Origin of the sequence: Kocuria salsicia (assembly GCF_039532055.1) — a bacterium.
GTDB lineage: Bacteria > Actinomycetota > Actinomycetes > Actinomycetales > Micrococcaceae > Kocuria > Kocuria salsicia.
The window spans coordinates 225,187-239,743 of sequence record NZ_BAAARF010000003.1 but is presented as its reverse complement, the minus strand read 5'-3'; the positions used below and the strand labels follow the sequence as shown (position 1 = coordinate 239,743).

10 protein-coding genes and 1 pseudogene are annotated in these 14,557 nt (G+C 70.5%); 1 reads left to right on the top strand and 10 read right to left on the bottom strand.

What is annotated here, in order from left to right:
* Positions 1-44: 44 nt before the first annotated feature.
* The 10 genes and pseudogenes from ABD264_RS01135 to hisS all read right to left on the bottom strand — a co-directional run.
* Positions 45-413: pseudogene (locus ABD264_RS01135) on the bottom strand (DUF948 domain-containing protein); the annotation flags it as partial.
* Positions 414-596: 183 nt separating this feature from the next.
* On the bottom strand, positions 597-1,235 hold the full coding sequence (gene rpsD, locus ABD264_RS01130) for a 30S ribosomal protein S4 (RefSeq protein WP_144942884.1): 639 nt from the start codon (positions 1,233-1,235) through the stop codon (positions 597-599).
* Between the two features lie 220 nt (positions 1,236-1,455).
* The gene (gene glpK / locus ABD264_RS01125) at positions 1,456-2,976 is read right to left on the bottom strand and encodes a glycerol kinase GlpK (protein WP_303105418.1); all 1,521 of its coding nucleotides are present in this window, start codon (positions 2,974-2,976) and stop codon (positions 1,456-1,458) included.
* 47 nt (positions 2,977-3,023) lie between these two features.
* Complete coding sequence (locus ABD264_RS01120) at positions 3,024-3,785, bottom strand: MIP/aquaporin family protein (RefSeq protein ID WP_186367291.1); 762 nt, start codon at positions 3,783-3,785, stop codon at positions 3,024-3,026.
* Between the two features lie 45 nt (positions 3,786-3,830).
* Positions 3,831-5,558, bottom strand: coding sequence for a glycerol-3-phosphate dehydrogenase/oxidase (locus ABD264_RS01115; RefSeq protein ID WP_303105421.1), 1,728 nt, complete (start codon positions 5,556-5,558; stop codon positions 3,831-3,833).
* Between the two features lie 160 nt (positions 5,559-5,718).
* On the bottom strand, positions 5,719-7,380 hold the full coding sequence (locus ABD264_RS01110) for a replication-associated recombination protein A (protein WP_238694079.1): 1,662 nt from the start codon (positions 7,378-7,380) through the stop codon (positions 5,719-5,721).
* Between the two features lie 51 nt (positions 7,381-7,431).
* Positions 7,432-7,884 (bottom strand): D-aminoacyl-tRNA deacylase, encoded by a 453-nt coding sequence (dtd, locus tag ABD264_RS01105; protein WP_126875077.1) that lies wholly within the window; start codon positions 7,882-7,884, stop codon positions 7,432-7,434.
* A 79-nt stretch (positions 7,885-7,963) separates the two neighbouring features.
* Positions 7,964-9,193: an MFS transporter gene (locus ABD264_RS01100; protein WP_303105426.1), complete on the bottom strand. Its 1,230-nt coding sequence runs from the start codon at positions 9,191-9,193 to the stop codon at positions 7,964-7,966.
* A gap of 38 nt (positions 9,194-9,231) precedes the next feature.
* Positions 9,232-11,040 carry an aspartate--tRNA ligase gene (gene aspS / locus ABD264_RS01095; RefSeq protein ID WP_303105428.1) on the bottom strand — a complete coding sequence of 603 codons (1,809 nt, stop codon included), beginning with the start codon at positions 11,038-11,040 and terminating at the stop codon, positions 9,232-9,234.
* Between the two features lie 145 nt (positions 11,041-11,185).
* Entirely contained in the window at positions 11,186-12,541 is a 1,356-nt protein-coding gene (gene hisS, locus ABD264_RS01090) for a histidine--tRNA ligase (protein WP_144942878.1), read from the bottom strand.
* 197 nt (positions 12,542-12,738) lie between these two features.
* Between hisS and ABD264_RS01085 the strand changes: the two genes are divergently transcribed.
* On the top strand, positions 12,739-14,439 hold the full coding sequence (locus ABD264_RS01085) for a DUF349 domain-containing protein (RefSeq protein ID WP_244944795.1): 1,701 nt from the start codon (positions 12,739-12,741) through the stop codon (positions 14,437-14,439).
* Positions 14,440-14,557 lie beyond the last annotated feature (118 nt).

Genomic DNA, 14,557 nt, shown 5'->3' with positions numbered 1-14,557 from the left:
GGGTTCGAGGCGTTCGCGTCGCCCGGGGAGCCTGCGGTGGGCGCCGTGCGGGGCGCCCCCGCAGGGCCAGGCTGCGGGGAGAAGGCCCGGCGCAGCCCGTGCGAGAAGGACGCCACCTTGATCAGGGGCTGCCCCACCGTGGAGGCCACGAGCGAGGACAGGGCCGAGACGTTCGCGGAGGCGTCCGAGACGTTCGAGGTGATGCCGTCCACCTTCTCCAGCTGCGTGTTGGTGGTGCTCACGGTGCGCGTGACCTCGTCGATCAGCGGTGTGGTGCCGTCGTTGATCGAGCGGATGGTCAGCCGGAGTTCGTCAAAGACACGACCGAGCTTGACGATGGGCAGTGCGAGCAGGCCCACCAGCACCGCGAAGACGAATGCCGCGATCAATCCGGCGATATCGCCACCGTCCATGGGGATCACTTCTTCCGTTCGAACTCGACGATCTGGGTGCCGGCGAGCAACGCCGACCGACTGGCAACTCTACCCAACAACCCGCGTCGCTCGGCGAACCGTGCCGCAGACGGCGAACAGCCCGCGACCGGGGTCGCGGGCTGTCCGTCCGCCGCCCCAGGGGGCGGCGTGGCGCTCGGAGGATCAGGCCATCCGGGCGTAGTACTCGACCACGAGCTGCTCTTCACAGGTCACGGGGACCTCGGAGCGCTCGGGCTTGCGCGAGAGCGTGGCCTGCAGCCGGTCGATCGTCACGTCCAGGTACGGCGGGGTGTTCGGCAGAACATCCTGGTTCGCACCCGTCGCGGCGATCTGGAACGGGACCATCTTCTCGGAGCGCGGGTGCACGTGGATCATCTGACCCGGGCGCACGCGGAACGAGGGACGGTCCACGCGCTGGCCGTCCACCATGATGTGGCGGTGGACCACAGCCTGGCGCGCGGCAGCCATCGTGCGCACGAAGCCCGCACGCAGCACCAGGGCGTCCAGACGGGTCTCGAGCAGAGCGATGAGGTTTTCACCGGTCTGGCCTTCGACGCGCTTGGCCTCGACGTAGGCACGGTGCATCTGCTTCTCGCGGATGTTGTACTGCGCACGCAGTCGCTGCTTCTCGGTCAGACGGACCTTGTAGTCCGAGTCCTGCTTGCGGCGGGCACGGCCGTGCTCACCGGGAGCATACGGGCGGCGCTCGAAGTACTTCTCGGCCTTGGGCGTCAGGGCGATGCCGAGGGCACGAGACTTGCGCACCTGGCGGCGCGCACGAGAACTGTTGTTCTGGGACAAGACTTGCCTTTCCTGCGGTTCGACGGTGCACGGGCGGGGCCCGTGCTCCGTTCTGGGTGGTACTGGCCTCCGGCGCGGAAAGTGGTTCCCGCGGGAGAGGTGCGGATCAGCCGCAATCCGACGTGCCTAGCGTCCGCGCAGCAGCCCGGGGCGGTGAGTGTTCACCGTCCGAGGGCATGCCGCAACGCGACGTGCCAGCCAGCCGTCCACTATATCCGATTCAGCTGACGTCCTCGTCCACCCAGTCGAGGGACTTGCCCACGGCCTTCGTCCAGTTGCGGAAGAGCCTGTCCTCCTCCGCGCGGTCCCCTTCCGGCTCCCAGCGCTTGTCCTCCGCCCAGTTCTGGGTGATCTCGTCCAGGTCCGCCCAGAACCCCACCGCGAGGCCCGCCGCGTAGGCGGCACCGAGAGCCGTGGTCTCCGTGATCTTCGGGCGGATCACGGGAACGTCCAGCTGGTCCGCCTGGAACTGCATGAGCAGCTCGTTGGCGGTCATGCCGCCGTCCACGCGCAGCTCCGTGAGGTCCTGCTTGGAGTCATTGTTCATGGCCTCCACGACCTCGCGGGACTGGAACGCGGTGGCCTCCAGGACGGCGCGGGCAATGTGTTCCTTGCGCACGTAGCGGGTGAGACCCACCAGGGCACCGCGGGCGTCAGGGCGCCAGTGCGGCGCGAAGAGCCCGGAGAACGCCGGCACGAAGTACGCGCCACCGTTGTCCTCCACGGCCCGGGCGAGGGGCTCGATCTCCTTGGCGTCCTGGATCAGGCCCAGGTTGTCGCGCACCCACTGCACCAGCGAACCTGTGACGGCGATGGAGCCCTCCAGGGCGTAGACCGGCTTCTGGCCCTCGATCTGGTAGCAGACCGTGGTGATGAGCCCGTACTCCGAGCGCACCGGGGTCTCCCCCACGTTCATGAGCAGGAAGCTGCCCGTGCCGTACGTGTTCTTGCCCATGCCCGGCTCGAAGCAGGTCTGACCGAACATGGCCGCCTGCTGGTCACCCAGGATGCCGGCGATCGGCACGCCCTTGAGGAATCCGCGGGCACGGCCCTTGCCGTAGACCTCGCTGCTGCAGCGGATCTCCGGGAGCATGGACATCGGAATGCCCATGGTCTCGCACAGCTCCTCGTTCCAGTCGAGGGTGTCGATGTTCATGAGCAGGGTGCGGGAGGCGTTGGTCACGTCCGTGACGTGGACGCCGTCCCCGCTACCGCCGGTCATGTTCCACACGAGCCAGCTGTCAGTGGTGCCGAAGAGCAGGTCCCCGGCCTCGGCCTTCTCCCGCGCGCCCTCGACATTGTCCAGGATCCACTTGACCTTCGGGCCCGCGAAGTAGCTCGCCAGGGGGAGGCCGGTGAGCTCCCGGAACTTCTCGTCCCCGCCGTCCTTCGCAAACTCGTCCACGATGGCCTGCGTGCGGGTGTCCTGCCACACGATCGCGTGGTAGACGGGCTCACCGGTGTTCTTGTCCCACACGACGGCGGTCTCGCGCTGGTTGGTGATGCCCACCGCCGCGAGGTCGTCCTTGGTGAGCTCGGTCTCCGCGAGCGCGTCCGCCACGCAGCGGCGGGTGTTGCGCCAGATCTCCTGGGCATCGTGCTCCACCCACCCAGCGCGGGGGAAGATCTGCTCGTGCTCGTACTGGCCCACGCCCACGATGTTGCCCGAGTGGTCGAAGACGATCGCGCGGGTGCTGGTGGTGCCCTGGTCGATCGCCATCACGTGCTTGGGTTCGGTCATGTCTGACTCCTTTGTCAAAAAGTGTGTTGCCTGCTGGGTGGCGCGGGTCAGCCGATGACCATGGCCGCGACACCGGCGAGGGCGCCGCCCACGAGCGGGCCCAGGACCGGGACCCAGCTGTAGGACCAGTCGCTGCTCACCTTATTCGGAATGGGCAGCAACGTGTGCACGAGGCGCGGGCTGAGGTCACGTGCAGGGTTGATCGCGTAGCCCGTGGGTCCGCCGAGGCAGGCGCCGATGGCCACAACGAGCATCGCGACGGCGAGGGGGCCGAGCTCACTGGGGGTCTCGCCGAAGACGAGGATCACGTAGACGAGCACGAACGTGGCGATGACCTCGGTGACGAAGTTCCAGCCGTAGCTGCGGATCTCCGGACCGGTGGAGAAGACGCCGATCGTCGCGACGCCCTCCTCACCCGCCGCGTCGAAGTGCTTCTTGTAGGCTAGCCAGCACACGAGGGCACCCACGAAACCGCCCAGGAACTGCGCCACCAGGTACACCACGGTGCTCGCCGGGGTGATGGTGACGCCCGGGGCGTACTCCGCGTTGTGACGTGCCAGCATGCCGATGGTCACCGCCGGATTCAGGTGCGCCCCGGACGCGTGCGCCACGTAGACGCCCGAGAACACTGCGAGCCCCCAGCCAAAGCTGATCAGCAGCCAGTCGGCGCCGTTGCCCTTGGTCCGGGGCAGGACCACGTTGGCCACCACACCGCAGCCCAGCAGCATCAGGATCGCCGTGCCGAACGCCTCGGACAAGAAAACGGTGGACAACGCGACCTCGGTCACTTCATTCACTGCACCCTCCATTGGATGGTCGGGGGCCCGGAGGAGTTCCGGGCCCGAGATCTGTGATCAGCCCCGGCGGGGGTACGGATCGCCCGCACCAGCGCGCAGCTGCTGCGCGCTGTTCTCGTCCGTCTCCCGCAGCGCGGCCCGCTCGGCCTCGTGCAGCTGCGTGTAGAGCTCCACCTGACGGGCCTGCTCGGCCTCGTCCCAGCCGAGGACTTCGCCCATGATGCGGGCGATCGCCGGGGCGGCGCCCAGCCCGCCGTCGCGCTGGTCGTAGTTCAGGTGGGTGCGCCGGCAGATGACGTCCTCGAGGTCCAGGGCGCCCTCGTGGGTTGCCGCACGATGGATTTCAACCGCGAGGTAGCGCGGTGCGCCCTCCACGGGCTCACCCAGCTCGGGGTGCTCGGCCACGACGTCCAGCATCTCGAGGGTCTCGTCCCCGTAGCGGTTGAGCAGTCGCTCGATGACCACCTGGTCCACGCCCGTGCGCCGGGAGAGGTGCTCGGCCTGGTTCATCAGCCCGGACCAGCCCTGTGCGCCCAGCAGTGCCACCTCGTCGGTGATCGACGGCAGCTTCTTGGCGGCCTTCTTGCCCAGGGCCGCGTCCACGGCGTCCTTGGCCATCACGCGGTAGGTGGTCAGCTTGCCGCCGGCGATTGCGAACAGCCCGGGCGCGGACTCCACCACGGAGTGCTCGCGGGAGATCTTGGTCGAGGGGGTCTCCTCGCCCTTGGTTCCCGGCTGCACGAGCGGACGAAGCCCGGCCCACGTGCCGATGACGTCGTCCACGGTCAGGGGGTCCCGCAGCACAGCGTTGGCGTGCTCGAGGACGTACTCGACGTCCGCAGCGTTGGCGGTGGGTGTCACGAGGTCCCGTTCGTACGGGGTGTCGGTAGTCCCGATGACCCAGTAGTCGTCCCACGGGATGATGAACAGCACGGACTTCTCGGTCTGCAGGATCAGCCCCGTGGTGCCGCTCAGACGCTCCTTCGGCACCACGATGTGGATGCCCTTGGAGGCCAGCACCTTCAGGCCGGTCTTGGACTCGGCGAGGTCCTGCACGGGCTCGGTCCACACACCGGCTGCGGAGATCACGGCCTTGGCGCGCACCTCGCGGGTCTCACCGGTGGTGATGTCCTCCACGAGTGCGCCGACCACGCGGCCCGTCTCGTCACGGACCAGTTTGCGGGCCGCCGCACGGTTGGCCGCGAGCGCGCCGTAGCGCTGGGCGGTGCGCACGAGGTCGAGGGTCAGGCGGGCGTCGTCCACACGCCCGTCCCAGTAGACGATGGCGCCCACGGCGGCGTCGTCCTTCAGCGAGGGGAAGGTGCGGCGCACGCCCTGCGCGCTGAGGTGGCGCTGCAGGGGCATGGACTCGCCCTTGGCGCCCACGTGGGCCAGGGCATCGTACATGCCGATGCCGGTGGCCACGAACGGGCGCTCCCAGCCCTTGTGCACCAGGGGGTACATGAACTGGATGGGCTTGACCAGGTGCGGGGCGATGCGGTGCATTAGCAGGTCTCGCTCCTTCAGCGCCTCTGCCACGAGGGCGAAGTTGAGCTGCTGCAGGTAGCGGAGGCCGCCGTGGACGAGCTTCGAGGAGCGCGAGGAAGTGCCCTGGGCCCAGTCCTGCGCGTCGATGATGGCGGTCGAGAGGCCCCGGGTGGCGGCGTCGAGCGCGATCCCTGCGCCCGTGATGCCGCCGCCGATGACTAGGACGTCCACGGGGTGCTCCGCCATGTCTCGCAGGTCGTCGCTGCGTTGCTGTGCGTTCAGTGAGGTCAGTGGCACGGTTGCCGCTCCTGTCTACCAAGGGGTTGCCGGTTGAGGTTGTAGGGCCACGTTCACGATAGTCCGCGTGCAACGGCACGGGAACAACCGGGGACCCGGCAGCCGGGATGTCGCGCGGTGCCCGGGCCCCGGGGGTGTCCCGCGGCCGCGGGACCCGCCGCTACCCGCCGCCGGTGCCGCGCACGAGCCCGCGCAGGATCTCCAGTCGCCTGGTCACGTTCTTCTCGTGGCCGAACTGGGTGGGTGCGTAGTAGTCGCGGCCCACGAGCTCGTCGGGAGGGTACTGCTGGGCGGCGACGGCGTTGGGGGCGTCGTGGGCGTAGACGTAGTGCGCTCCGTGGCCGAGCGCGGCGGCCCCGGGGTAGTGGGCGTCGCGCAGGTGCGGCGGCACGGGCCCGGCGCGGCCGGCTCGCACGTCCGCGATGGCGGCGTCCACCGCGAGGTACGCGGCGTTGGACTTGGGGGCGGTGGCGAGGTGCACGACCGCCTCCGCCAAGGGGATCCGGCCCTCTGGCATGCCGATCAGCTGCACGGCCTGTGCCGCCGCCACGGCGGTCTGCAGTGCCGTGGGATCAGCCATCCCGATGTCCTCGGACGCGGAGATGATGAGCCGGCGTGCGATGAACCGAGGGTCCTCCCCCGCCTCGATCATCCGGGCGAGGTAGTGCATCGCGGCGTCCACGTCCGAGCCTCGAATGGACTTGATGAACGCGCTCACCACGTCGTAGTGCTGGTCGCCCGTCTTGTCGTAGCGCACCGCCGCCCGGTTCACGGCCTCCTCGGCGTCCGCGAGGGTCACCGTGGGCGGGGCTGCGGCCCGCCCGTCCGTATCTTCCCGGGTGACGCCGCTGCCCTCCCCGGTCCCACGGCTTGCTCCGGTCTGTCCGCTCGTCCCCGTCCCACCGCTGCCGGCGGCCCCGCCGTCCGCTCCGACCCCCACCGGTTCCCCGGCCTCGTCGTATCCCACGGCCCTCTCGCGCGCCCCGGTGCCGTTGCCTGCTCTCCCAGCGCCGTCCGTGGCCGCTGCGGCGGAGCAGTCCGTGGCATGGGAGAGCGCCACTGCGGCCGCCGCCTCGAGCGAGGTCAGCGCCTTGCGGGCGTCCCCGCCGGCCACGTCAAGCAGGTGCTCGCGCGCAGCGGGGTCCAGCCGCACGGCACCGTCGAGCCCGCGAGGCTCCGTGACAGCACGCTCGAGCAGCTCGCCGATGTCGGAGCGCTCCAGGGGCTGCAGGGTGAGCAGCAGTGACCGGGAGAGCAGCGGGGAGATCACGGAGAAGGACGGGTTCTCGGTGGTCGCGGCCACCAGGACCACCCACCCGTTCTCCACACCGGGCAGCAGGGCGTCCTGCTGGGCTTTGGTGAAGCGATGGATCTCGTCCAGGAACAGCACGGTGGTGCGCCCGTGAAGGTCCCGCGCGGTCAGCGCCTCGTCCATGACCCGCCGGACGTCCTTCACCCCGGCCGTGACGGCGGAGAGCTCCACGAAAGTGGTGTCGTGGCCTCGCGCGATCACGTGGGCGATGGTGGTCTTGCCCGTTCCTGGTGGGCCCCACAGGATCACCGAGGACGGCGCGGCAGGACCCGTGAGTCCCGTGACGAGCGCGCGCAGCGGGGAGCCGGTGCGCAGCAGGTGCTTCTGGCCCACGACCTCGTCGAGGGTGCGCGGTCGCATCCGCACGGCCAGGGGTGCGCGGGAGCGGCGCCGCCCGTGCTCCGAGGCAGAACCCCCGGAAGCGGCCGAGGGCTCCGGGAACGCGGGGTCGTTGGCGTGCGCCCGGCCGCCGCGTGCGGGGTCCGGCAGGTCGAACAGGGAGTCGCTCACGCTTCGACCCTACTGCCCGACCCGGACACGCACACGAGCCCGTTCCGGGCGTCAGTCGCGGCGCGGGCGCTGCAGGTCGTCGCTGTCCACCACGAGCGTGATGGGCCCGTCGTTGACCAGGGAGACCGCCATGTGCGCCCCGAACCGGCCGGTCTCCACCGTCAGGCCACGCTCGCGCAGCGCGGCGACGAACGCGTCGAACAGCGGCTCGCTCAACGCTGCCGGGGCGGCGTCCGTCCACGAGGGCCGCCGACCCCTGCGCACGTCCCCGTAGAGGGTGAACTGGCTCACGGCCAGCACGGGCGCGCCGCTGTCCTCGCAGGAGGTCTCCCCCGGCAGCACCCGCAGCCCGGCGATCTTCGCGGCGAGCTTCTGTGCCGTGGCGGGGGTGTCCGTGTGGGTGATCCCCACGAGCAGTGCAAGCCCCGGCCCGTCGATCTCCCCGACCGTGAGGTCCTCGACCGTGACCCGGGCACCCGTCACCACTTGCAGCACGATTCTCATGCCACCACTCCACCACACCCGGAACCCCGTCCGGAACCGGTGGCGACGACGCCGCGGGGCGCGGGCGGCGTCGTCGTGCCTACCGCGGGCTCGCGTCCTCCATGAAGCGGTGCCGGGCGGTCATCAGCACACCCACGGTGAGCACCCCGAGCATGAGCCAGAGGTACCCGAACGACGTCCACCAGTTGCCCGTGGCCCCGAAGAGCAGGCCGAACATCAGCGGCCCGGCGCAGCCCGCCAGGTAGCCCAGGCCCTGGCCGAAGCCGGAGAGGGCGCCGGCGCCCGCGGTGGTGCGGGTGCGGATGTTGATCAGCGACAGCGCGAGCGGGAAGGACGCCTGGCCGAGCGCGGCGATCGTGATCCACACCCACACCAGCGGCAGGCCGCCCAGCACCTCCCGGGGCCACAGCAGCAGCGCGAGGTATCCGGTGCCGTACAGCAGCACGGCGCACAGCCCGGGCACGAGGGTGTTGCCCGTGCGGCGCACCAGCAGCGGGACCACGAGGCTCACTGGCAGGCCGAGGATCGCGTAGAAGGAGAGCATCGCGCCGGCCTCGTGCTCCGAGAAGCCGGCGTCCACCACGAAGCGGGGAAGCCACGCGAACATCGCGAACGTGTTGGACGAGGTGCCCACGAACATCAGCACCACCCCCCAGCCCACGCGGGTGCGCCACGGGGAGGCCCGCCCGGGGCCCGCCGCGGGGGCGGTGACGCCCGGGACGGGGACCTCGGCCAGCTCGGAGGCGCCCAGGACGCGGGCGGGCCGCGGCCAGCGGACGCCGAGCCAGACCACGAGCCAGGGAACGAGCGCCGCCGCGGAGAAGACCGCCCAGGACCCCACGGACGCACGCCACCCCGCGGCGTCGGCGATCGGGACCGCGAAGAACGGGGCCATTGCCGTGGACACTCCCAGCAGCATCGAGTACACGGCCGTGAGCGGCGCGATCCGGTTCGGGAAGTACTTCTTGATCACCGGCGGCAGCGCCACGTTGCCGATGCCCAGACCGCACATGGCCACGAACGTGAACACGAGGAACAGGATGACGTCCGTGCACAGGGCGCGCGCCACCAGACCCGCAGCGGCCAGGGCGCACGAGAGCATCAGCAGCGCCTCGAGCCCCATGCGGCGCATCAGGAACGCGGTGAGGAAGCCCGTCAGCGCGAAGCCCAGGGTGGGCATCATGGCGAGCACACCCGTGTTCGCTGCGGTGAGGTGCAGGTCGGTGGAGAGGCGTTCGAGCACCGGGGACACCCCGGAGACGCCGAGTCGGAGGGTGAAGGCAGTCAGAAGCACACCGGCCAGGGCCATCAGGCTCCGGCCGGTGTGCTGTTCAGCGGGTTGGACGACTACCGCCCGCTCTCGTTGGTCGTGGTGGTCTTGGACTCGCCGGAGGTGCGGGGCTCGGGCTTGGCGTCCACGCCCGCCTCCTTGCGCTGCTGCGCCGTGATCGCGGCGGGAGCGGCGGTCAGCGGGTCGTAGCCGTTGCCGGTCTTGGGGAACGCGATGACGTCGCGGATGGAGTCGGTGCCCGCGAGCAGCGCGACCACGCGATCCCAGCCGAAGGCGATGCCGCCGTGCGGGGGCGCACCGAACTGGAAGGCGTCCAGGAGGAAGCCGAACTTCTCCCGGGCATCCTCCTCGCTCAGGCCCATCACGCGGAAGACCCGGTCCTGCACGTCCCGGCGGTGGATGCGGATGGAGCCGCCGCCGATCTCGTTGCCGTTGCACACGATGTCGTAGGCGTAGGCCAGCGCGGAGCCGGGATCGGTGTCGAACGTGTCCATGAATTCGGGCTTCGGCGAGGTGAACGCGTGGTGCACCGCGGTCCAGGCGCCGGAGCCCACGGCCACGTCACCGGACTCCACGGCGTCGGCGGCCGGCTCGAACAGGGGCGCGTCCACGACCCACACGAAGGCCCAGTCGTTCTCGTCGATCAGGCCCACGCGGTGACCGATCTCCACGCGCGCCGCTCCGAGCAGTGCACGGGAGGTCTTGACCCCGCCGGCGGCGAAGAACACGCAGTCTCCCGGCTTTGCACCCACGGCCTCGGCCAGTCCGGCCTTCTCCTCCTCGGAGATGTTCTTGGCCACCGGTCCGGCGATCTCGCCGTCCTCCTTGAACAGGACGTACGCGAGGCCCTTGGCGCCGCGCTGCTTGGCCCACTCCTGCCACGCGTCGAGCTGACGGCGCGGCTGGGACGCACCACCGGGCATCACCACGGCACCCACGTACGGGGCCTGGAACACGCGGAACGGGGTGTCCTTGAAGTACTCGGTGAGCTCGGTGAGCTTCAGGTCGAAGCGCAGGTCCGGCTTGTCGGAGCCGTAGTCAGCCATGGCCTGCGCGTAGGTCATGCGCGGGATCGGGGTGGTGATCTCCACGCCGATCAGCGCCCACAGCGCCTTCACGATCTGCTCGCCCAGGGCGATGATGTCGTCCTCCTCCACGAAGGAGGCCTCGACGTCCAGCTGGGTGAACTCGGGCTGGCGGTCCGCGCGGAAGTCCTCGTCCCGGTAGCAGCGGGCGATCTGGAAGTACTTCTCGATCCCGCCCACCTGCAGCAGCTGCTTGAACAGCTGCGGGGACTGCGGCAGGGCATACCACGAGCCCGGAGCCAGGCGCGCCGGAACCAGGAAGTCGCGCGCGCCCTCGGGGGTGGAGCGGGTGAGGGTGGGCGTCTCCACCTCGGTGAAGCCCTGCTCGTGCAGCAGGTTGCGGGCCACGCGGTTGACCTCGGAGCGCAGCCGCATGATGCGGGCGGGCTCCGGGCGGCGCAGGTCCAGGTAGCGGTACTTCAGGCGCGCTTCCTCCCCCACCTCCACGTGCTCGTCGATCTGGAACGGCAGGGGCGCGGCGGTGTTGAGCACGGCGAGCTCGTCCACCATGACCTCCACCTCGCCCGAGGGCAGGTTCGGGTTCTCGTTGCCCTCCGGGCGGCGCTCCACGGTGCCGGTGACCTGCAGGACGTACTCGTTGCGCAGCTGGTGGAACTGCTCCTCGTCGCGCACCACGATCTGCGCCACGCCGGAGGCGTCCCGCAGGTCCACGAACGCCACGCCGCCGTGGTCCCGGCGGCGGCCGACCCAGCCCGCCAGCGTGACGGTCTGTCCGATGTTCTCGGCGCTCAGCGCGCCAAGCTCATGTGTTCGCAACAAGTGCATTCACCTTTTCATTGGTTGTGGTGCGGGGAGCACGTCCCCGGAGTTCTCTGGGCCGCGCGCACGCGGCGCCACGGGCACGGGGCACGACGTCGCCCGGCCCGGTGAGTTGTCTCCCGCGAGTCTACAAGCGCGCGGCGGCTCAGTCGTCGGCCGGCCCGGCGGCGACGCCCGGGCGGAGGTCCTCGACGGGCGGCTGCCACGACTGCGGGTCCGCCGGGACCTGCTCGCCGGAGCGGATGTCCTTGACCTCGTGGCCCACCGTGCCGTCCTCCGCCACCGTGGTGAACCACACGAACGGGATGCCCCGGCGCTCGGCGTAGCGGATCTGCTTGCCGAACTTCTGGGCCGTGGCGGCCACCTCGGTGGCGATTCCCCGGGAGCGCAGGGCGCCTGCGACGTCCTGCGCGGCGGACCACGACTCGTCGTCGTTCAGGGCCACGAGCACGGCCGAGGGCACGGAGCGGGAGGCGGAGGCCATCTTCTGCGAGAGGATGCGCGTGACCAGCCGGGTCACGCCGATGGACAGGCCCACGCCCGGGAAGTTCTTCTTGCCGGTGCTCGCGAGGGATTCGTACCGCCCGCCGGAGCACACCGAGCCGAGCTGCTCGTGGCCGACCAGGACGGTCTCGTAGACGGTGCCCGTGTAGTAGTCGAGACCGCGCGCGATCGACAGGTCTGCCACCACCTTGCCCGGCGCTCGGCGAGCGGCCTCCCCCACGACCTCCGCGAGCTCCGCGAGGCCCTCCTCAAGCAGCTCGTTGGTCTGGCCAAGGGCACGCACCTGCTCCACGAAGGAAGTGTCCTCGGTGCGGATCTCCGCGAGTGCCAGCGCGGCCCGTGCCTGCTCTGGGCTCGCGCCCACGGCGTCCTGGAGGTTGCGGGCCACGGCGTCCGCACCGATCTTCTCGAGCTTGTCGATCTCCCGCAGCACTGCGGGGGCGTCCTCGAGGCCGATGCCGCGGTAGAAGCCCTCAGCCAGCTTGCGGTTGTTGACGCGCAGCACGAACGGGGGGATGGGCAATGCGGACAGGGCGTCGATCATCACGAGGGCGAGCTCGACGTCGTAGCGGAACGGGAGGGTGCCGTCCCCGACGACGTCCACGTCCGCCTGGGTGAACTCGCGCGCGCGGCCCTCCTGGGGGCGCTCGCCGCGCCAGACCTTCTGGATCTGGTAGCGGCGGAACGGGAAGGTGAGGTATCCGTTGTTCTCCACCACGTAGCGGGCGAACGGCACGGTGAGGTCGAAGTGCAGCGCGAGCGCACCCTCCTTGGAGGAGTCCTCCTCGTCCTGCTGCAGCCGCGAGACGCCGTAGACCTCCTTGTCGATCTCGCCCTTGCGCAGCAGCTGCTCGACGGTCTCGACCGCGCGGGTCTCGATCGAGGTGAACCCGTGCAGCTCGAAGGTGCGGCGCAGCGAGTCGAGGACGTGCTGCTCCACGATCCGCTCCTCCGGGAGCCATTCGGGGAAGCCGGACAGGGAGGTGGTGCGAGCCATGGGTGGAACTCCTCGGTGTGGGTGGGCCACCGGCCGTGTTCGCCCTCGGCACGGTACCCGGGACGGTCGTGACGGTGTCTGCGGCCATTCTAGGGCGCGCCCCTCGTTAGGATGGCCGTGTCCACCAATGGAGCCCCCGCCGGGTGAGCAGCGCCACAGAGCCCTTCCGGCGAGGCCGTGCAGAAAGAGTTGTAGCGGTGACAGAACGTCCTGAATCCGACGACCGCCGTCCCGAGCAGGGACCGCAGACCCCCGAGGCGCCCGAGGAGCGCTCCCCCCAGACACCCGCGGCTGAGACTCCCGCATCCGAGTCCTCCGCCGCCCCGGCGGCGCCTGCACCGGTGGACCACGCCGCCGACGCGTCCGACGACGCAGCTGTGTCCGAGACCGCTGCGACACCAGAGACCGCTGCTGCGCCCGAGACGGCCACCGCGGCAGAGACGGGCAGCGCTCCCGCGACGCCCGCGCCCACCCCGCGGCCGTCGGCTCCCACGCCGGGTGCGCCGTCGCCGTCGGCCGCCGGACGTCCCACCCCGGCCGCGCCCAAGACCCCGAGCCCCGCGGCCCTGAAGACCCCGGCCGCCGCGACGTCGACCCCCGGGACTGCCGCGGAGAGCGCGCCCGCCGCGCTTTCCCCGGCCGAGTCCGTGGCCCGTGCCAAGCGCTTCGGCCGCGCGGACGAGAACGGCACCGTCTACGTCACCGTCCAGGGCACCGAGTACGAGTGCGGCCAGTTCCCGGACGCCACGAGCGACGAGGCCCTGGTCTACTTCGCCCGCAAGTTCGACGACGCCGAGGCGCAGGTCGCGCTGCTCGAGCAGCGCATCGCCGCAAAGGCCCCTGCTGGCGACATGCGCAAGACCGTCCAGCACGTGCGGGAGCAGGTGGACGCGCACGCCATGGTGGGTGACCTCGTGGACCTCTCCACGCGCCTGGACACGCTCGAGGACGCCATCCGCGTGGCACTGGAGCGCGAGCGGGAGGAGTCGAAGAAGCACAGGGCCGAGCAGCTGGCCCGCCGCACGGCCATCGTGGAGGAGGCAGAGGAGGTTGCTGGCCAGGACCCCGAGAAGACCCAGTGGAAGCGGTCCTCGGCCCGGATGGAGCAGTTGTTCACGCAGTGGCAGGAGCACCAGCGCTCGGGCGGGCGGCTGTCCAAGTCGGACGAGGACGCCCTGTGGAAGCGCTTCCGCAAGGCGCGCACCACGTTCGACCGCCACCGCAAGGCGTTCTTCTCCTCCCTGGACGAGACCAACGCCAAAGCCAAGCGTGTCAAGCAGGCCCTGATCGCCGAGGCCGAGGCGCTGTCCTCCTCCACGGACTGGGGCGAGACCGCGGGGAAGTACCGCGAGCTCATGGACCGCTGGAAGCAGGCCCCGCGCGCCTCCCGCAAGGACGACGACGCCCTGTGGGCCCGGTTCCGCGCGGCGCAGGACGTCTTCTTCAACGCCCGCAAGGCCGCGAACGAGCAGATCGACAAGGAGTTCGAGGGCAACCTGGGCGTGAAGGAGAAGCTGCTCGCCGAGGCGAAGCAGATCCTGCCGGTCAAGGACCTCGAGGCCGCCAAGAAGAAGCTCGCCTCGATCCAGCAGCGCTGGGAGGAGGCCGGCAAGGTGCCGCGCGCCCACATGCGCCGGGTGGAGAACGAGCTGCGCTCCGTCGAGGACGCCGTCAAGAAGGCGGAGGACGACAAGTGGCGTCGCACCGACCCGGAGACGAAGGCGCGCTCGAACTCGATGCTCTCCCAGCTGGAGAACAAGATCGCGGACCAGCGCGCGGCGGTCGAGACCGCCCGCGCCTCCGGCAACGAGAAGAAGGCCGCCTCCCTGGAGAAGGACCTGGCTACGAGCGAGCAGTGGCTCGCCACGCTGCAGACTTCCGCCTCCGAACTGGGCTGAGGCCCGCCCCGGGGCGGCACCGCTGACGGCGTGCCGTCCCGGGTCTCCTGGTGAGAGCGCCCGGTTCCGAGCTTTTCACGGCCAGCGCCCCCGTTCCGGTCCGCCGGACGGGGGCGCT